Raw genomic sequence first — 16,967 nt, 5'->3', positions numbered from 1 at the left:
ACCGATAATGGTGCAATAGTGGTCAGTTAAGGGCAATGAATATGCTTAACCGATCAACGCTACACCATTATTGGTACTTTTTATTGCTTCAATTAGCGTTGTTTAAACGCTTTTATCGCCTGTAAATGCGGGGAGATCTGTTTGAATTTATGTCCCTGATTTTCGTCCCAAATAATATTGTAATACGGGCTCAGAGTATCAGCGCTGCGCTGGCTATCTAGCATTTCATCTTCTCGGGATAAAATCACCAGGCAGTTATCCTGATTCTTAGTTCTGAATTCTGAAATGCATTTAGTCGCGATATCCAGATACTCTTCCGGCCGGTCGATTTTCCCCGGCATATTTTCATGAGGGAACAAATTAGGATTAAACAACGCCTGACGGATACCGCACAAAAAGCCGATCCTTTCGGCCCAGAATCCGCCGAGACCAACGCCGCAAATTAGAGGGTGAGTATCTTCACTCTGCTGTACGGCTTTATTGGTTTCTTTCAGCAAATGTTGCATATCATGGCGCGGATGGAGGGTGCTGTAACTAATAAAACGAACGTCCGGATCGATAAACTGAAGTTGTAAGACCTTCTCGTGATTTCCCGGACTGTTTGAATCAAAACCGTGCAAATAAATAATCATTTAAGCCTCACTACCTGCCAATATAAGATCAATATCTCTAGCGCCAGAACGATAACAACCGGAATTAACGCTGTTCTTCATTTATCTGTTGTTTATGTTGTTGCCAACGATCACTTAACAATGATAACTCTTTGTTGGCCTGTTTCCAGCGCGATGATGCCAGTAAATCACGGCGGGTCACTTTATTTCGATGAAAGAGCCGGGTCACTGATTCAGCCCGCAGGTCGGTCGGTAAATTATCCAACACGCTCACCGCACCCTGTCGGTTATTGCATACCAACACCATATCACAACCGGCATCCAACGCAGCCTGAGTTCTTTGGGCATAGCTGCCCATTATCGCTGCGCCTTCCATCGACATATCGTCAGAGAAAATAACGCCGTCAAAGCCCAGTTTCTGACGCAGTATGGTTTTAAGCCAGTACGGAGAGCAGCTTGCCGGTAGCGGGTCCACTTCACTGTATATGACATGGGCAGGCATCACTGCCTCCAGTAATCCGGCAGCGGATAGCTGACGAAATACTGACATATCCTGTTGGTAAAGCTGTTCAAAAGAGCGCGGGTCAACCGGCGTCTCTTTATGAGAGTCCGCAGAAACGGCACCGTGCCCGGGAAAGTGCTTACCGGTAGCTTTCATTCCCCCACTGTTCATGCCCTGAATAAAACGGCTAGCCAGTAAAGTCACAGCTTCAGGATCGCGATGGAATGAGCGCTCGCCAATTGCGGCACTGCCATGACCAACATCCAGAACCGGCGCAAAGCTGATATCAATATCCATCGTCGTCAGTTCAGAAGCCATCAGCCAGCCAGCCTCTGCTGCCATTTTTTCTGCCTGATGATCTTCTAGCAGTGCAGCAAATGACTGAGCTGCCGGCAAGCGGGTAAATCCCTGGCGGAAACGCTGTACCCTGCCGCCTTCCTGATCGACGGCGACTAACAGGCGATGGCGTGATGCCTCACGAATCTGTCGAACAAGTTCAGCTAACTGCGCAGGATCGTGAAAATTGCGGGCAAAAAATATTAATCCACCGACTAACGGATGTTTTAATATTTCGCGATCTTCTGCATCCAGCTCATAGCCCGCTACATCCAACATCACTGGTCCCACACTCACCTCACTTTGCTGCTGCCTGCCAAAAATAGATATAAATAGCCGAAGCTACTTAGCTTGTTTACCCTAATGAAACAACGTTGTTGATACCCAAAATAATTCGAGCTGCATCGCGAGCGTCGTCAACAAAGATGCCGCTTGGAGTACAACCGGTATATTCTAATCAGAGTTGATCAATAACTAAATACCATAACCGATTCTTATTGGCTGGCAATCAATAAGATATTGTTGATTTTTAGTCTGTTGCCAACGGGTTTCAAACCAAAGCAAGATTAAATATTCGACATAAGGTTTCCAGTTATCAATCTGGTGCCTTAATTTCTCACCGTCAGAATAGCCACCAGCATTAATATAACGCTGTAGCAGATCGGTTTCTAACCCTTTATTCCAACGGTTACCACAAAATAACATCGCCAGCTCAAAGGCAATATCCGCATCAGAGGAATATTCCCAGTCAATAAACATCAGGCTGTTTGAACACAGGACTGCGTTATCACCGTGCAAATCCAGATGAGCAGGCGCCAGCTTTAAGTGGCGTGGTAAAGACGAATTCAGATAACGCTGATGCAAAGCCAGCCAGCGCGGTGATAATCGCCGTTTGTCTATACCATGCAGATAGCGTTCAAAGCGTTGCTTTAAGTTCAATGAAAAACCGTTGGGAGGGAGTCGGTGTAGCCGGACCAGACTATTGGCGATACCATCTAATCCGCAGTCATGGCTAAAACGGTCCCCGAGTATTTGTCCCTCAATCCATGAAGAGATCATCCACCGGTCGGTGAGTAAAACTGGTTGAGGTGATATTCCTGCGCCGGAAATACGCCGAAGGGTCCGATATTCCTGATGTCGATAAATACCTAAAATATCTTGGGATGCTAACCGAGGTTTAGCCAGCCAGCGGGGCTGATGGTGTAGATCAATGCGCCAACTGGTTCCGGTTAAACCGGTCAAGGGGGTCAGGCTGAGCTGCTCAGGCAAACAGCCCGGCACGGACCGGGCTATCAGCGATTCAAGTTCAGAACTAGCGTTGAACATTACCCGTACCGGTCCACAGAATTTCGCCGGTTTGGGCCTGCAACAGTTGGATCATAATTTCCGGCATGCCCGGATTGCCGTTGGCTGAGGCATAAATAATATATTTAGCCCCCAGATATCGGGCCAGCCCGATAGCTTTAGAACGGGAAATTAAACTATCATCCCCCTGTAAGCCAAGCGCCTGGCGCCCTTCTATCAGTTTGCTATCCGGCACCAGACTAAAACGATTGGTCGATAACAACGTCTCTTTTAACGCAGAAGTCGCATCGGCTGTTTCTACTCTTCCGGAGGTATTATTTTTAACCTGATCTAACAAAATAATGCCGTTGTTAGCATCCGGAGATGAGCTCACCATTTTTGCAACCAAAGGTTCGATGCTGGCCATCCAGTTGATAGGATCCGGAGCCTGCTGTGGTGGTGGCTGAATCGGTGGTATCGGCACGACGTCTATCGGCGGCGGATTAACCGCCACGGGTGGTTTCTGTGGTTTAGGTGCAGTCCCGGGGCAGCCAGCTAACAGCATAGAAGCCAGAACAACAAACAGAAGCTTTTTCATTCCCTTCTCCAAGAAGTATTAATACCCTGCTACTGACGCGATAACATCGGACCCAGCGTTTTTCCGCCCAGCAGATGCATATGAATATGGTAAACCTCTTGCCCGCCGTGACGATTACAGTTCACGATTAAGCGGTAGCCATCTTCAGCAATCCCTTCCTGTTCAGCAATTTTTGCCGCAACCACCATCATGCGACCCAGCGCCAATTCATGCTCTGGCTTAACGTCGTTTACCGTAGGAATTAATACGTTCGGTATGATTAAAATATGAGTCGGTGCCTGAGGGGAAATATCGCGAAATGCGGTCACTAATTCGTCTTGATATACGATATCTGACGGAATCTCGCGGCGAATAATTTTACTAAAAATAGTCTCTTCAGCCATGTTATATCCCTTATGTTACCTATCAATAAAAAATATTATCTGCCCAGTATGAGCGAGATACGCCTGTGCTTTCAAGCTCTATGGGCTGTGGTACAGAATTTACTTGAGAGTGGACATCCAGTATCAGAAGGTTCAGAACCCGTTAAATGCAGAAATCACTAATGTCAGCCCGGCAATTGCCGCGATAGCCAGCAAAAAATAACGCAAATGGAACTTGGTTCCCCGGGCAGCTAATACAAGGCAGCCGACTAAAATAACCACGCGAAAAATAGAATCTGAATCCATGACCCCTACCTGTTTGCTAGTAACCGAATGCCTGAACCTGCTTGAGTAATGAGCAGGATTATAATCGGTTTCCCTTTTTTTCACCATTTATTGAAACCCGCCTTAAATCATACCCCATTCACCAACACCCGATTTACACCTGAATTTATTAATTAGTTTTATCTTACCTTATATATCATATCGATAGATGAAACTGATGTTTATACCTTGCTTTATATTGGCCTTTGGTTGCATATAGACCACAGAGTCATCACATTGATAGAGAGGATTTATGAGTAAAGGTATGGATAAGAAGAAAGACAGCAAGAAAAAACCACTGACAACACCGGCTGAGAAAAAAGCCGAGAAGAAGGCTAAAAAAGACAGACAAAGTAGCGAAAAAGACATTATCTAATCTGCCATTACATGCTTTTCTCAGCATAAAGCCTAACAACCGGCTCCTTTATGGAGCCGGAAAATCATTTATGCCTAAAGCTACCCTGCCGTATTTATATTCTTGCTTCAAACGAATAAAACTACACAATGAAATCATCTCTTCAGTCCGGTATAATCTCGCCAGAATAAGAGGAATCGATCATGAGTTATAATTTGGCAGAGTTACCCCGGGAAGAGCGCGACAAGCTCGACGTTGACTTACATGCTTCCGGTATCGCTTATAAAGAACGTTATGGTATGCCGTTTAACTACCGTGAAATTGAGTTGTTAATTCCCGCCAATCTTAAAGATTACTTTAAGGAACGCGTCGAATTTTTCAGAACTAATCCCTATCAGTTAGGCAAACTGCCTTATGTTGCTAACGATAAATAATTTCAAGCATCCAAAAATATACAAGCCCCACAGAAATGTGAGGCTTGTTTTAATCACTGATTAAAGTCAGAAACTACATCAAATAACTAGCGAATACCGCGAATTTTTATGCCGTTAGACGATGAACTTGAAGGCATCGGCTGGTCATCATCCTCATCATCAGTATTATTTGACGGTTTAGCTTTCGGAGTTGCACTTCCCTTCTGAGAAATTCCGGCCTTCTTCAAACAATACCGCGCTGAATCTTCAAGTAATTTTTTCACCTGAGCCTGAGTCGGATTATTCATTGCCTGCAACTTTTCGAGATCTTTTTCATTACGCTCTTCAGTACACTGGCAAAGCGTGATGGCTTGTTTTCTGGTTATTTGGTTGTTTGACTGTTGTTGCTGAAAGTCAGCACAAGAATTGACGTAGTCACTGCTTGCACTTAACGCCGGATAACTGAATATTAATCCAGCGAGTAAGATAGACCGTTTTAACATTTATTTTCGTCCCTGTTAATAAAAATCACGGCTAATCTTCATCTGTAGCAAGATAAGAGTCAAGCGATATAAAACAATAATATAACTCTGATAATTACTGCTCTGCCGGCCAAGGAGATGAGGAACTTGGCCCACTTAGAACGGCAATAATATTCGCCTAGCCAGGCGAATATTATTGGTTTGAATGCTGGCCAGCGCCCATAAAAAAAGCCCTCAAGGATAAGGGCTCAAATACAACCAAGGAGTTAACAAGATATTAACAATTTCAGTATAGCTGACGTTCTCTAAATTTGCATCACCAAAACAAATTTAGTACCAACAACGTTTGGCCATTAGTGGTGACTCAGGCTTTCCTCTTTCAAATCAATCTCACGTAACAATCGGCGATGAACTTCATCATTGATATTTTTAGTCTTACGCAGTTTATATAGCTCATCCCGCTCGGCACGTAATGCTTCACGGCGTAACTGGCGTTCAACTTCTGCCAGTTTCCACATATCCGTTGAACCGTCTTTATCATTGTCACCGTAATCAAGACGGCGGCTATAAATATCTAACAGATGGTTTGCCGCTTCAGAGCGCAGCGCCATTTGGTCTGGATCTTCCACCGGGTGACTGATGATTTCTTTTATACGATGAAGGGCCGCTTCCGTTACCGCAACTCTGGCACTGCTCTCACTGTCAGTGTGTGGTAAGTCGATAACCAACCCGCGCGTAAGTAACGGCAAGCCGATGCTGGCAATAATTAATGACAGCAGAATCACGCCCATGGCCAGAAAAATAGCCACATCACGAGCCGGAAAATTAGAACCATCAGGCATAAACAGAGGCAGCGTAAGAATACCCGCCAGCGTAATAGACCCTCTCACACCGGCCGTTGCCATTACGGCCATCATTCGGGTACGGGGCATATTTTGATCTTGTCCCTTCCGTCTGCCGCGAAATACCGTCAGGGTTATTGAGATCCACACCCATAAGAAACGCAATACGCCAAGCGCAAGCGTAATAGCCACGACATAGCCAAGCAGCATCCAGTGATTACTCACGCCGGCAACGTTAGCGACTTCCGGCATGGTCTTCCACATTCTGGGTAACTGCTCACCCAGTAAGATAAAGATAGTACCGTTTAATGCCACCTGAACCGTGTCCCAAACTGCATTGCGTTGCATTCTGGTAGCCGCCTGTGGGCGCCCGGCTAACTCATCATAGTGCATGGCAATACCGGCAACCACTGCCGCAAGAATCCCTGAAACGTGTAAATGTTCAGCAACCAGATAGGCTGTAAACGGAATTAGCAGGCTAATTAAAATTTGGATTGCCGGCTCTTCACCCGTCCGTTTGACTAAAAATCGGTTTAACCGGCCTATTATCCAGGTCACAACTAAACCGGCTAAAACACCACCAAAAGCAACCAAAACAAAGCCCAGCGTGGCATCTGCCAAAGAGAAAGTACCGGTCAGCGCCGCGGTTACGGCAAAGCTAAAGCATACAAGGCCGGTGGCGTCATTCAGCAATGACTCCCCTTCAAGAATATGTGCCATTTTCGACGGTAAAGGTGAGCCAACGGTCATTGCGGAAACGGATACAGGATCCGTTGGTGACAATATTGCCGCAAGGGCAAAAGCCACGGCAATCGACATCGCCGGAATTAACCAATGAATAAAGACGCCAATACCTATAACGGTAACCACCACTAACCCGATAGCCAGAGACATTATCGGCTTTAGCTCATTAAAAAGGGCATCTTTGGGAATCCGCCAGCCATCAAGAAACAGCAGCGGCGGTATAAATAGCAGTAAAAAGAGATGAGGTTCAAATTCGACATCAAATCCGAATACCGAGAGTGCAGCCCCTAATGCAATCTGCAAAATAGGCAGCGGAATCTTCACGGGAAGCAACCGTGATATAAAGACGCTGGCAACCACCGCCAGCAAGAATGCAAGTACCATTGTTACTACTGACATAACGACATTTAGTCCTTTTTAATGTTGTTTAAGAACGATACTCTCAATAGTGAATAGCTATAATGACTAACTAGTTATAGTTTACTATCTGGTATTGTTCTAACTTAATACCAAGTGCCTGAATTACCGGGCACGAGAAACGAGAAAAACTATAGGGCCATTTTATCAAAAAGCCCTATAAATGCTGAAAGTTGAAACCCTAAGCTGAATTGGAAAATCACCTATGCAACACGTTAGATACATATAGAGAAGTGAAAAACAGATAATCATCTCAAATTGAGAATAAACGATTATATAAAAAATAATCTCTTGCTCCTAAATAAAAGCATTCAGGCCAAGAAAAAATCTTATGCTCACTCACGAGCCATACATCTCAAAAAAACACATAAACAATTGAAAAAAACAAATAATAAAAAATACAAACACCAAGGTAGGATTTTTTAGGTGAAGATAAATGGATAAAGGCATGTCCTTAAGGCCAGTCATGTGACAAATTAATGAGCAATTCTTGTCCTAAAACATCTTCAAGGAATCTATCAAATTTGTAAAAACATACGAAAACTATCATTAACCTAGAAGCAATCAGTATTGAGTGTATGTTAGAAATTGGCACTGAGATTGCAGCAGTTTGCAGATATAAGCGGTAAAAATGAAGTTAAAAAATAGATTTACATGCTCATAACTTGATATAATAGTCTCTCATACTAATAATTATTCATTGAACATATGATGTGACTTTAGTTACTATCAAAACTTAAGGCTAGAAGGAAAATGGATTACGTTAACAATGATAGTAGATAACATAATAAGCAAAAAAACTGACATTGTCAGTTTTCCAAAAAAAGATGATTATGATTTTTTTCATATTGCATTTGGTGTTGATGAAAGTTTTATCAAACCAGCAGGCGTAACCATTACATCAATTATTGCAAACAACCCAGAGGAATTCCTTCACTTTCATATATTTACATCAAGCATATTGGAATTAGATCTAACTAAAATAGAAGAAATAAAGACAAATAAAATTGCCATTACGCTCTATTTAGTTGACAGTACTGCCTTTAGTACATTTCAAGTAAGGGAAAATTTACCAATATCAGTATATTATCGAATGCTTTCTCCTGAAATATTAAAAGAAGTTACAGATAGAGTTCTTTATATTGATGCTGATATATTGTGTCTAAATAGTATATCTAACCTGAAAGAGATTGATTTTAAAGACAATATTATTTGTGCTGTTAACCATCAAGAATTTAGCGCCTCGCATATTAATAGTTTAAATCTAAAAAATAATAATTATTATTTTAATGCAGGAGTAATGCTTATTAACATCCCTCTATGGATTTCAAATAATATTTTCGATATGTTTGTAAATAAAATCACATCACAAGACTTTCAATATCTTGATCAAGATGTGTTAAATATTCTTCTTGAAGAAAGAGTTCATTATTTATCTGGAAAGTACAATCTTTTTTATTCAGAAAAAAATACATTATTAAAAGATACAATATTTATGCATTTTGTCGGTTCGCCAAAACCATGGAAATCTTGGAGTCCTGATATTACGTTATATTTGAATTATTACCGAAAGTCACCATGGGCCGATGTAGAGTTAGAGTTACCTCTAAACTATAAGCATAAAAAATTGTATGCAAAAAAGCTTTGGAATGATAAAAAATATTACCAAAGCGCACTCTGGTTTTCCAAGTACTTAATAAATAAGCTCTTATAGCCTTAATCAAGATATTACACGCTGGCTAAAAACTGTCTTTCGGCGATTATTAGCCAGCAGATAACTTATCTTACAACCAGAACGGAAGATTTAGCATATCGAACAATACCGGATGCATTCGATCCTAACAGGTGAGTCGTAATATTTGGCCTTCTTGAGGCTATCACAATCAGGTCAGCATCGACTTCATCGGCCATTGATACAATTTCATCTCTCGGGGAACCAAAAGCGATGGAATAAGAGAGTTGGTCCTCAGGGAGGTCTATTCCGGCTATCAGCTTTTTCAATTCTTCCTCAGCTTTAACCGAAGCCCGATCCTTTAACTCGGCATAGCCCATCGCATAGGAGTTAATAATTGCCGATGAGATAGGTAATACATGGCACAATCTAACCGTTGCATTTGACAGCTTGGCTAAAAATACCGCATGGCTGATTGCGCTACTGGTTAATCCTTCTTCCAAAATATCCACAGGTACCAGAATAGATTTATACATATCATATCTCCTGTCGCTATAGCTCTAAAAGAACCCACTTGCTTAAGTGTATTAGACAAACCAATAATTATTGTGAGCAGCCTAACTGATTAAGCATATATACCCAAAATAATCCGAGTTGCATCGCGGCGGCAAGTGAGCGAGTCCCGATGAGCTTACTCAGGTAAGTGATTATTAGGCCCATTAATGGGCCTAACCCCTTCGGGGCCGCTGCCAGCAGCGTTCAAATCTACTTACAGCAGATTTGTCGGGTGAGTAAACGCAGCCAACAAAGATGCAGATTGAAGTATAACGGGTATAAAACGAATTAGCCCTGTGTACACTCAGGAAGTAAATATTGTTTGCAACATCTTCAGACTCAGGAAGACCAATAACGCCGCAAACACTTTCTTCAGTGTGGCAACCGGCAGCTTATGGGCTAAGCGTGCACCTATCGGTGCTGTAAAATAGCTAACAATAGAGATCAGAACAACCGCCGGGAAAAAAACGTAACCAACGCTATAGTCAGGCGTATTTTCAGCCCCCCAGCCATTAATCATATAGCCTATACTCCCCGCCAGTGCGATAGGCATACCAATAGCCGCAGAGGTACCAATTGCATTCTGTATCCGAACATTACACCATGACAGGAAGGCAACCGATAACGAGCCGCCTCCGATAGCCACCAACGCAGATATTCCACCAATCAATAACCCGGCGATAGACGTTCCCATGGTTCCAGGTAACTGACGGCTTGGTTTTGGCTTTATGTTCAAAATCATCTGTAAGGCGACATAGCCCATAAAACAGGAGAAGAAAATACCCAGGAATTTTGTCGGTAACAGCGCCGCTAACCAGGTTGATGCAAATGTACCTATCAGTATTGCCGGGGTTATTTTCCATACTACTGGCCATAGTACGGCCTTATGGCTATTGTGCGCGCGTACGCTGGCAAATGAGGTGATCACAATAGAAGCCATTGATGTACCAAGCGCCATATGAACTAAATGCACCTGATCAACCCCCTGAGCGGCAAACAGCGCGGTAAGAATCGGGACCATAATCCCGCCGCCACCAACCCCCAGTAGCCCGGCCATAAATCCAACCACGGCACCTAATGCCAAATATGCCAAAACCCACTCAATACTCATTGGATATCCTTGATTAACAATTGATCTGAATATGCCCTGATTATCGGTCCGGAAAGCAGGTGATATTCGATATTATTTTTCTATGCTGCCCATTTTTTGCCTGGGGATTATGTTTTTTCAACCTGACAGTACATGCCTATTAAATAATAACCCTACAGGTTAATGTTTTGTTAAGATATCAGATAATATAATTTTTTACACTTTGCGGTAAGTGTAAAACAAAACTATTTTTCAATGAGTTAACAACAAAACGCTTAGGCTAAGTCACATGTCAAATCCAATACATATCAACTATATGGCGATCATTAGCTACTCCAAGCCATAGTAGTTCTTATAGGCTACATCAAACCTCTTCTCATTTTCCTCAATTTCATTTTTGGCCCTTGTGATAAAAGTGAGTAAATCATCTTGATGAACTCCTCCCTCACACACCCGAGCGCGTAAAGATCCATCTTTTTTATAACGTTTTATAAATACAACGTTATGTTTAATATTATGAATAATCGTTTGTTGATATCTTGAATAAAAACGGCTTTCCAGGTCAAAAAAGGTACTAATATCGTTAGCACTTCGTTTTAATGTTTTTTGGGCAAACGCTTTTAATGGAACAAAGCCATTATCATCGGCTGATACTATAAACTCTTGCACCAAGGCATTCAGGGTTTCAGGCATTTGTTCTTCCCACCAGGATGTTATTAATTCAGACACATTACAAAATGCTTTATCCCAATGCAATGGCCGTTATGTTTGGCCTTCTGCATCGCCTATCGCTCTTTGGATTTGTTCCGATAACTTGCTTTATCAAGATTGTCTGCCTTGGCATCTATCTCCTACAAATTTCTCTTTTGCGTCACTGCTCACAATTTAACCTAATCCTGTGGCTAATTTGCCGTTTAGGGTAGAAAATAGTAGTGCGGCCATAGGAAATCCTAAGGTTACGCATAGATAATACACATAGGTAGTTGAGGGCTGGTTTACTGCTGTGTGGCTCCGAAAAAAACCTTATCCTCAACGGATTGGTTCTACATTCGGGAGGCAATTATGTATAAAACTATCTTAATTCCGATCGATATTTCAGAAGAGAGCTTAGTTAATCTGGTAAAACCTCATATTGAATTTCTAGCGCAACAAGAAAACGCAACAATCCATTTTATTTCTGTTATTCCCTCATATTCTTTTTATTCCACATTTGGCCTGGCCTATACAACCCATTTACCGGATCCCAGAGATATGAATGAATCGGCAATGAAAGTGCTGACGGAAACCACAAGCTCGTTCAAACTGCCTGAGGATAGGATTAAGTATCATGTGGCCGTCGGTTCACCTAAGGACCAGATCCTAAAACTTGCCGATGCCATTAATGCTGACCTCATCGTGGTTGGATCTCGCAGGCCAAGTATTTCAACATACCTGCTTGGCTCAACTTCATCTGCCATCGTTGGCTACGCTAAAACGTCAGTGATGGTTATAAGATAAGATGTAATTTAACTAAACAGCCCGTTTCGGCGGGTTGTTTATTGTCTTCAATCAATGGAGTAACAGAAGTAGAAGACGCCTCAGTTATGAGCACTTAGATAATATTTTATAGAGTAAGATATGAAAAAAGCCCCCGTCGTTGTCAGGCGTTAGAATTTAGATATAAGAACGCATTTAGACAACAGTTATTAGATGGTTATAACGAACTGTTCATTGTCCATTTCGTTGCGCATACCAATTTTTCATAAACACCAGTATATTTTCATCTTGCATTTTGGTTTTACTTAATACTACTGAATCATCCATAAATATATCATCGGCATAGCCAATAGCTTGTGCGTCGTTTTTATCCATAGCATAGAAAATGTCCTTTATACCTACCCATTTAATGGCCCCTAAGCATAACTGACAAGGATGACAAGAAGAGTAAATTTTACAACCAGTTAAGTTATATACTTTAAGGTTTTTACAAGCATTTCTTATTGCCGATAACTCAGCATGGGCAGTAGGATCAAACTCTTGATCATCAATGTTGCTCTTACCAACAATATCACCATCTTTAACGACAACAGCGCCAAATGGATAGCCTCCATTCTGAGCACTTTTTTTTGCGCGTTTTATAGCCATAAGAATAAATGTTTGATGATTACCCATATTAGCTCCAATTTGGATTGTCTGAGTCATTTAAATATTAAATATCAAAGTATATAATCAATTTATGTTAACTATATTTGAAAGTATTTCAACAAAAGCGCCGCCTTTAATTATTATCCCCCAGATTGTCTGGCTAGAATTCCAAAATAGTGTAGTTTACGTTGATAGATGTATTTGCCGAAGCGCTGTGGGTTGGCATAGTGACAACTTCATGCTTAAATCACGGTCCAATTTTATGGGGTCAGTTCAAGAGTCGGTTATTGAATTAACTAATTTATCTCTTATCCAGATCCATAATGTGCTTCAATTTAATGTTATCAGCTTTAAATCTAAGTATCCGTCAGAATCTGCAAATAGTCATACCGCTTTATGCTCCCCGGGTTTTAATACGATCTGTCTTTCAGTCTGAAGTACATTCGCGATACAAATGGAACCTTCCCCTTTGAAGCCTAGCGTCAGCTCACCAGATATCAGGTGAAATTCTACCTTTTCACCCACATCAATGCTTGCCGCTTTCTCACCGTTTATATAAAAGCCATAATAGCAACCACCTAAAAACCCAGAATCCCTTACAACCGTTAATTTAGATTCATTGGGAATATTGGTCTGATAGGCAAATACTCTTTCAGGCGGAGTTAGCTTAGCCATACTAGGCCGTACCGCTGATGTTACACACCCGGCCAAGGTTAAAGCACACGCAACGGCAAATACTATTTTTTTCACTGCTGATATCCCTTGAATGATTTTAGTCAGCATAGCAATGATTGATATCTGGAGGTAACTGTCAAAGTAACGACTTATCGCAAACCATATAAAAAACGCTCGGTAAGCTGCCATACAAGCTAAAAGAGTGAGGTTAAATTAGTTATACCTTTTATTTCCATAGCTGGCATTATTGTTTAATCATCGCTCGAACAAGGTTGTTCACCCAAGTACAAGGAGTTAGATCATTAAAGGACTACGAATTACCACGGGAATATTAGCACCAGCACCAATCGGCACCATGGTGGTGGTGATTATTTATCAAATCGTCTTCTTTATTAACGATGGAACTTTCGACATAGCAATAAATAAAGACGGTTTCTTAATTGTGTTTGGTTTTATGATGTCTGCTTACTTTTTGACTGGCATACAGTCAATTATTTACAGTTTATTGATGGAATTCCTGATTAATCCCAAGATAAAGAATAACTTCGCCGTTGTTATATTGAGCTCCGCATTAGGGGGTTTGTCTGGGATTATTCTGCTTAAGCCCGGACTGGTCGTTGGAGCATTAACGGGTATGCTGACGGGGATTATTCTTCGACGAATGTATCTACGCTCCAAGGTGTAATAGCCACGCTAGCCACTGAAAGTGATGATTCAATAAGCACGGAGGTAAATCATCAACAGGAGCGATAACCACAGCATTTTCTAAAGCTCGCGATTTGGCAGTAATTGAATGGAAAAATGGGAGCCCGCCAATATTTCACCAACAGCGCTCATTGTCAGAACGGTTATATCGAGCTCAAGGAATAGATACTAAAAAGTTACTCGGCCACAAGAATCAAAAAATGACCGACAAATATAGCGATAACAAAGGAAAGGAATGGCTAACAATTGCCATTTAATTAGTCTAAATTCTAGCCAATTTTGGGGAGGAGTTTTGGGGAAAGACTTTTAGCCAAGCACAAAAACAATCGGAGGCCGAAGCCCCCGAGGATTTTATCAGTAGCGATAAATTACATATTATCGATTATGTCTTGACCAAACTCACTGCATTTCCGTAGCTTAGCGCCGTCCATTAAGCGTTCAAAGTCGTAAGTGACGGTTTTATTTTTAATCGCCCCTTCCATACCTTTAACAATTAAGTCAGCCGCTTCGAACCAGCCCATATGACGCAGCATCATCTCCGCAGAGAGGATAACTGAACCAGGGTTTACTTTATCCTGACCGGCATATTTAGGTGCTGTACCATGAGTCGCTTCAAACAGTGCGCAGTCATCACCGATATTAGCACCCGGTGCAATACCAATTCCGCCAACCTGAGCCGCTAATGCATCAGAGATGTAATCGCCATTCAGGTTCATGGTTGCAATCACATCATACTCAGCAGGACGCAGTAAAATTTGCTGTAAGAAAGCATCGGCAATCACATCTTTAATGATGATTTCTTTGCCGGTATTCGGATTTTTAATCTTCATCCATGGACCGCCGTCGATCAGTTCACCACCAAATTCTTCTTTCGCCAGCTGGTAACCCCAGTCTTTGAAAGCACCTTCGGTGAACTTCATGATATTGCCTTTATGAACCAGCGTAACTGACTCGCGGTTATTCACAATTGCGTACTCGATGGCCGCTCTGACTAAACGCTTTGTTCCCTGCTCTGAACACGGCTTGATACCGATACCACATTGCTCAGGGAAACGAATCTTAGTTACGCCCATCTCTTCACGCAGGAACTTAATCACTTTGTCGGCTTCTGCCGTGCCAGCTTTCCATTCAACGCCGGCATAAATATCTTCCGCATTCTCGCGAAAGATCACCATATCGGTCAGCTCAGGCTGTTTTACCGGGCTAGGAGTACCTTCATAGTAACGAACCGGGCGCAGACAGATGTATAAGTCTAACTGTTGGCGAAGAGCGACGTTTAGAGAACGAATACCGCCGCCGACTGGCGTAGTTAATGGCCCTTTAATCGCTACCCGATAATCACGAATCAGGTCTAACGTTTCTTCCGGTAGCCAAACGTCTTTACCGTACACTTGGGTCGACTTCTCACCCGTATAGATTTCCATCCAGGAGATTTTTCGCTCACCACCGTAGGCTTTCTTTACTGCAGCATCAACAACGTCAATCATCACAGGTGTTACATCAACACCGATGCCATCTCCCTCAATATATGGGATGATAGGATCGTGCGGAACTGCGAGTTTACCATTGGCATCAACTGTAATTTTTTTACCTGCGGTCGGAACAACAACTTTGCTTTCCATCAAACTCTCCTCTGAGGACATATTTGTTAATATTTTGTAAGATGCGTAATGATACTACTTCAATAGTTAAAGTCCGCCAACCAAAAACTTTTTCAACTATAATGGTTTAACGATTCAACACTCAAAATCACATGTTAAAATTAGCAATTAAAAATAATTCTGCCAACCGGAACAGAAAAAAAATCAGCGGTCGTGAGTTTAAAGGCCCGACACGTATCATTTTGTTTAATAAACCTTATGACGTTTTGCCGCAGTTCACTGATGAAGCCGGAAGGAAAACGTTAAAAGATTTTATTCCGGTGGCCGGTGTTTATGCCGCCGGGCGATTAGATCGCGACAGTGAAGGCCTTTTAGTCCTGACTAATGATGGAAAACTTCAGGCTAAATTAACACAGCCGCAACATAAAACCGGAAAGGTTTATCTGGTTCAGGTTGAAGGTATACCTGACGATATGGCATTAGAGCAGCTGCGAAAGGGCATAACCTTAAACGATGGCCTGACCTTACCCGCGGGGGCCGAAATCATTTCACAACCCGATTGGCTGTGGCCACGGGATCCGCCGATCAGAGAAAGAAAATCGATTCCGACCAGTTGGTTGAAAATTACGCTGTATGAAGGTCGTAACAGACAGGTACGCAGAATGACTGCCCATATTGGTTTTCCGACTTTGCGCTTAATCCGCTACAGTTTAAATAACTGGAACCTTGATAATCTGGCCCCCGGAGAATGGAGAGAAATTAAACATGTCTGAAACTCAGTTTAAACCTCATGTTACTCTGGCCTGTGTTGTTCAGGCTGAAGATAAATTTCTGATGGTTGAGGAGTTGATAAAAGGTAAACCTACCCTGAATCAGCCTGCCGGCCATTTAGAGGCGAACGAAACGCTGCTTGAAGGCGCACAGCGAGAGCTGTGGGAAGAAACCGGCATTATCGCTGCACCGCAGTCGTTATTGCAGATTTATCAATGGATTGCTCCGGATAAAACGCCGTTTATTCGCTTCACTTTTTCTATCGATTTGCCTGAAATTGTCGCCACTCAGCCTCAGGATGATGATATTGAGCGTTGTTTATGGCTGACTTATAACGAAATTATTCATGCTCAGAATCTTCGTTCTCCATTAGTCAGGCAAAGCCTTTTACGTTACCAACAAACCACTCGCTACCCATTGTCATTATTAGAAACGTTTGAATGGCCCGAAAACCTGTTGCCTTAGGCGATGCGTCCGCGCCAGCAACGTGCTAAAATCTTGCGT

At 42.3% G+C, this 16,967-nt stretch carries 20 protein-coding genes and 1 pseudogene; 7 read left to right on the top strand and 14 right to left on the bottom strand.

Features of this window, described 5'->3' with window-relative positions; translation table 11 throughout:
- Positions 1-92 precede the first annotated feature (92 nt).
- From ycfP to YWE_RS30405, 6 genes are all read right to left on the bottom strand, one after another.
- Positions 93-632 (bottom strand): alpha/beta hydrolase YcfP, encoded by a 540-nt coding sequence (gene ycfP / locus YWE_RS0110960; protein WP_029094567.1) that lies wholly within the window; start codon positions 630-632, stop codon positions 93-95.
- Positions 633-696: 64 nt separating this feature from the next.
- Positions 697-1,740 (bottom strand): beta-N-acetylhexosaminidase, encoded by a 1,044-nt coding sequence (nagZ, locus tag YWE_RS0110955; RefSeq protein WP_029094566.1) that lies wholly within the window; start codon positions 1,738-1,740, stop codon positions 697-699.
- A 183-nt stretch (positions 1,741-1,923) separates the two neighbouring features.
- Positions 1,924-2,775 (bottom strand): phosphotransferase, encoded by an 852-nt coding sequence (locus tag YWE_RS0110950; protein ID WP_029094565.1) that lies wholly within the window; start codon positions 2,773-2,775, stop codon positions 1,924-1,926.
- Entirely contained in the window at positions 2,762-3,331 is a 570-nt protein-coding gene (lpoB, locus tag YWE_RS0110945) for a penicillin-binding protein activator LpoB (protein ID WP_029094564.1), read from the bottom strand. The genes YWE_RS0110950 and lpoB overlap by 14 nt, the downstream gene beginning before the upstream one ends.
- A 29-nt stretch (positions 3,332-3,360) precedes the next feature.
- Positions 3,361-3,714, bottom strand: a complete 354-nt coding sequence (gene hinT / locus YWE_RS0110940) for a purine nucleoside phosphoramidase (protein WP_029094563.1) — start codon at positions 3,712-3,714, stop codon at positions 3,361-3,363.
- Between the two features lie 132 nt (positions 3,715-3,846).
- The gene (locus tag YWE_RS30405) at positions 3,847-3,999 is read right to left on the bottom strand and encodes a hypothetical protein (protein WP_154661408.1); all 153 of its coding nucleotides are present in this window, start codon (positions 3,997-3,999) and stop codon (positions 3,847-3,849) included.
- A 271-nt stretch (positions 4,000-4,270) separates the two neighbouring features.
- Here YWE_RS30405 and YWE_RS31655 point away from each other — a divergent pair, with 271 nt between their 5' ends.
- On the top strand, positions 4,271-4,393 hold the full coding sequence (locus YWE_RS31655; protein ID WP_255324538.1) for a hypothetical protein: 123 nt from the start codon (positions 4,271-4,273) through the stop codon (positions 4,391-4,393).
- Positions 4,394-4,575: 182 nt separating this feature from the next.
- Positions 4,576-4,806, top strand: a complete 231-nt coding sequence (locus tag YWE_RS0110925) for a DNA polymerase III subunit theta (RefSeq protein WP_029094562.1) — start codon at positions 4,576-4,578, stop codon at positions 4,804-4,806.
- 86 nt (positions 4,807-4,892) lie between these two features.
- On the opposite strand, the gene YWE_RS0110920 is transcribed toward YWE_RS0110925, so the two are convergent.
- Positions 4,893-5,288, bottom strand: coding sequence for a hypothetical protein (locus tag YWE_RS0110920; RefSeq protein ID WP_029094561.1), 396 nt, complete (start codon positions 5,286-5,288; stop codon positions 4,893-4,895).
- Positions 5,289-5,620: 332 nt separating this feature from the next.
- Positions 5,621-7,252, bottom strand: coding sequence for a Na+/H+ antiporter (locus YWE_RS0110915; protein WP_029094560.1), 1,632 nt, complete (start codon positions 7,250-7,252; stop codon positions 5,621-5,623).
- Positions 7,253-8,039: 787 nt separating this feature from the next.
- Between YWE_RS0110915 and YWE_RS0110910 the strand changes: the two genes are divergently transcribed.
- Positions 8,040-8,984, top strand: coding sequence for a glycosyltransferase family 8 protein (locus YWE_RS0110910; protein ID WP_029094559.1), 945 nt, complete (start codon positions 8,040-8,042; stop codon positions 8,982-8,984).
- 65 nt (positions 8,985-9,049) lie between these two features.
- Here the strand turns inward: YWE_RS0110910 and YWE_RS0110905 are convergent, their stop codons facing one another.
- The 3 genes from YWE_RS0110905 to YWE_RS0110895 form a co-directional block, all read right to left on the bottom strand.
- On the bottom strand, positions 9,050-9,478 hold the full coding sequence (locus YWE_RS0110905; RefSeq protein ID WP_029094558.1) for a universal stress protein: 429 nt from the start codon (positions 9,476-9,478) through the stop codon (positions 9,050-9,052).
- 323 nt (positions 9,479-9,801) lie between these two features.
- Positions 9,802-10,608 carry a sulfite exporter TauE/SafE family protein gene (locus YWE_RS0110900; RefSeq protein WP_029094557.1) on the bottom strand — a complete coding sequence of 269 codons (807 nt, stop codon included), beginning with the start codon at positions 10,606-10,608 and terminating at the stop codon, positions 9,802-9,804.
- Between the two features lie 309 nt (positions 10,609-10,917).
- A complete protein-coding gene (locus tag YWE_RS0110895) occupies positions 10,918-11,280 on the bottom strand; it encodes a hypothetical protein (protein WP_029094556.1) in 363 nt (120 codons plus the stop codon).
- 369 nt (positions 11,281-11,649) lie between these two features.
- Between YWE_RS0110895 and uspF the strand changes: the two genes are divergently transcribed.
- Positions 11,650-12,084 (top strand): universal stress protein UspF, encoded by a 435-nt coding sequence (uspF, locus tag YWE_RS0110890; RefSeq protein WP_029094555.1) that lies wholly within the window; start codon positions 11,650-11,652, stop codon positions 12,082-12,084.
- Positions 12,085-12,294: 210 nt separating this feature from the next.
- On the opposite strand, the gene YWE_RS27090 is transcribed toward uspF, so the two are convergent.
- Together YWE_RS27090 and YWE_RS27085 are read right to left on the bottom strand one after the other, a co-directional pair.
- Positions 12,295-12,738, bottom strand: a complete 444-nt coding sequence (locus tag YWE_RS27090) for a nucleoside deaminase (RefSeq protein WP_051323298.1) — start codon at positions 12,736-12,738, stop codon at positions 12,295-12,297.
- Positions 12,739-13,095: 357 nt separating this feature from the next.
- The gene (locus tag YWE_RS27085) at positions 13,096-13,461 is read right to left on the bottom strand and encodes a YajG family lipoprotein (protein WP_051323300.1); all 366 of its coding nucleotides are present in this window, start codon (positions 13,459-13,461) and stop codon (positions 13,096-13,098) included.
- 650 nt (positions 13,462-14,111) lie between these two features.
- Here YWE_RS27085 and YWE_RS31395 point away from each other — a divergent pair.
- Positions 14,112-14,348 (top strand): annotated as a pseudogene (locus tag YWE_RS31395) (site-specific integrase); the annotation flags it as partial.
- A 111-nt stretch (positions 14,349-14,459) separates the two neighbouring features.
- Here the strand turns inward: YWE_RS31395 and icd are convergent.
- A complete protein-coding gene (icd, locus tag YWE_RS0110870) occupies positions 14,460-15,713 on the bottom strand; it encodes an NADP-dependent isocitrate dehydrogenase (RefSeq protein ID WP_029094553.1) in 1,254 nt (417 codons plus the stop codon).
- Positions 15,714-15,844: 131 nt separating this feature from the next.
- Between icd and rluE the strand changes: the two genes are divergently transcribed.
- Together rluE and YWE_RS0110860 are read left to right on the top strand one after the other, a co-directional pair.
- Positions 15,845-16,465, top strand: coding sequence for a 23S rRNA pseudouridine(2457) synthase RluE (gene rluE / locus YWE_RS0110865; protein WP_029094552.1), 621 nt, complete (start codon positions 15,845-15,847; stop codon positions 16,463-16,465).
- Positions 16,458-16,928: an NUDIX hydrolase gene (locus tag YWE_RS0110860; RefSeq protein ID WP_029094551.1), complete on the top strand. Its 471-nt coding sequence runs from the start codon at positions 16,458-16,460 to the stop codon at positions 16,926-16,928. Before rluE ends, YWE_RS0110860 begins: the two co-directional genes overlap by 8 nt.
- Positions 16,929-16,967: the final 39 nt, after the last annotated feature.

This window comes from Budvicia aquatica DSM 5075 = ATCC 35567, assembly GCF_000427805.1.
GTDB classification, from domain to species: Bacteria; Pseudomonadota; Gammaproteobacteria; order Enterobacterales; family Enterobacteriaceae; genus Budvicia; species Budvicia aquatica.
Note: the sequence above shows the minus strand (reverse complement) of the source record. Positions and strands in the feature narration are given on the sequence as shown.

Coding starts and splice junctions, on each gene's coding strand:
- YWE_RS0110925 (WP_029094562.1), top strand. CDS start 4,576: ATGAGTTATAATTTGGCAGAGTTACCCCGGGAAGAGCGCGACAAGCTC.
- YWE_RS0110910 (WP_029094559.1), top strand. CDS start 8,040: ATGATAGTAGATAACATAATAAGCAAAAAAACTGACATTGTCAGTTTT.
- YWE_RS0110920 (WP_029094561.1), bottom strand. CDS start 5,288: ATGTTAAAACGGTCTATCTTACTCGCTGGATTAATATTCAGTTATCCG.
- ycfP (WP_029094567.1), bottom strand. CDS start 632: ATGATTATTTATTTGCACGGTTTTGATTCAAACAGTCCGGGAAATCAC.
- YWE_RS27090 (WP_051323298.1), bottom strand. CDS start 12,738: ATGGGTAATCATCAAACATTTATTCTTATGGCTATAAAACGCGCAAAA.
- YWE_RS0110900 (WP_029094557.1), bottom strand. CDS start 10,608: ATGAGTATTGAGTGGGTTTTGGCATATTTGGCATTAGGTGCCGTGGTT.
- rluE (WP_029094552.1), top strand. CDS start 15,845: ATGTTAAAATTAGCAATTAAAAATAATTCTGCCAACCGGAACAGAAAA.
- icd (WP_029094553.1), bottom strand. CDS start 15,713: ATGGAAAGCAAAGTTGTTGTTCCGACCGCAGGTAAAAAAATTACAGTT.
- YWE_RS0110905 (WP_029094558.1), bottom strand. CDS start 9,478: ATGTATAAATCTATTCTGGTACCTGTGGATATTTTGGAAGAAGGATTA.
- YWE_RS0110860 (WP_029094551.1), top strand. CDS start 16,458: ATGTCTGAAACTCAGTTTAAACCTCATGTTACTCTGGCCTGTGTTGTT.
- YWE_RS31655 (WP_255324538.1), top strand. CDS start 4,271: ATGAGTAAAGGTATGGATAAGAAGAAAGACAGCAAGAAAAAACCACTG.
- hinT (WP_029094563.1), bottom strand. CDS start 3,714: ATGGCTGAAGAGACTATTTTTAGTAAAATTATTCGCCGCGAGATTCCG.
- YWE_RS30405 (WP_154661408.1), bottom strand. CDS start 3,999: ATGGATTCAGATTCTATTTTTCGCGTGGTTATTTTAGTCGGCTGCCTT.
- YWE_RS0110895 (WP_029094556.1), bottom strand. CDS start 11,280: ATGCCTGAAACCCTGAATGCCTTGGTGCAAGAGTTTATAGTATCAGCC.
- uspF (WP_029094555.1), top strand. CDS start 11,650: ATGTATAAAACTATCTTAATTCCGATCGATATTTCAGAAGAGAGCTTA.
- YWE_RS0110915 (WP_029094560.1), bottom strand. CDS start 7,252: ATGTCAGTAGTAACAATGGTACTTGCATTCTTGCTGGCGGTGGTTGCC.
- lpoB (WP_029094564.1), bottom strand. CDS start 3,331: ATGAAAAAGCTTCTGTTTGTTGTTCTGGCTTCTATGCTGTTAGCTGGC.
- YWE_RS0110950 (WP_029094565.1), bottom strand. CDS start 2,775: ATGTTCAACGCTAGTTCTGAACTTGAATCGCTGATAGCCCGGTCCGTG.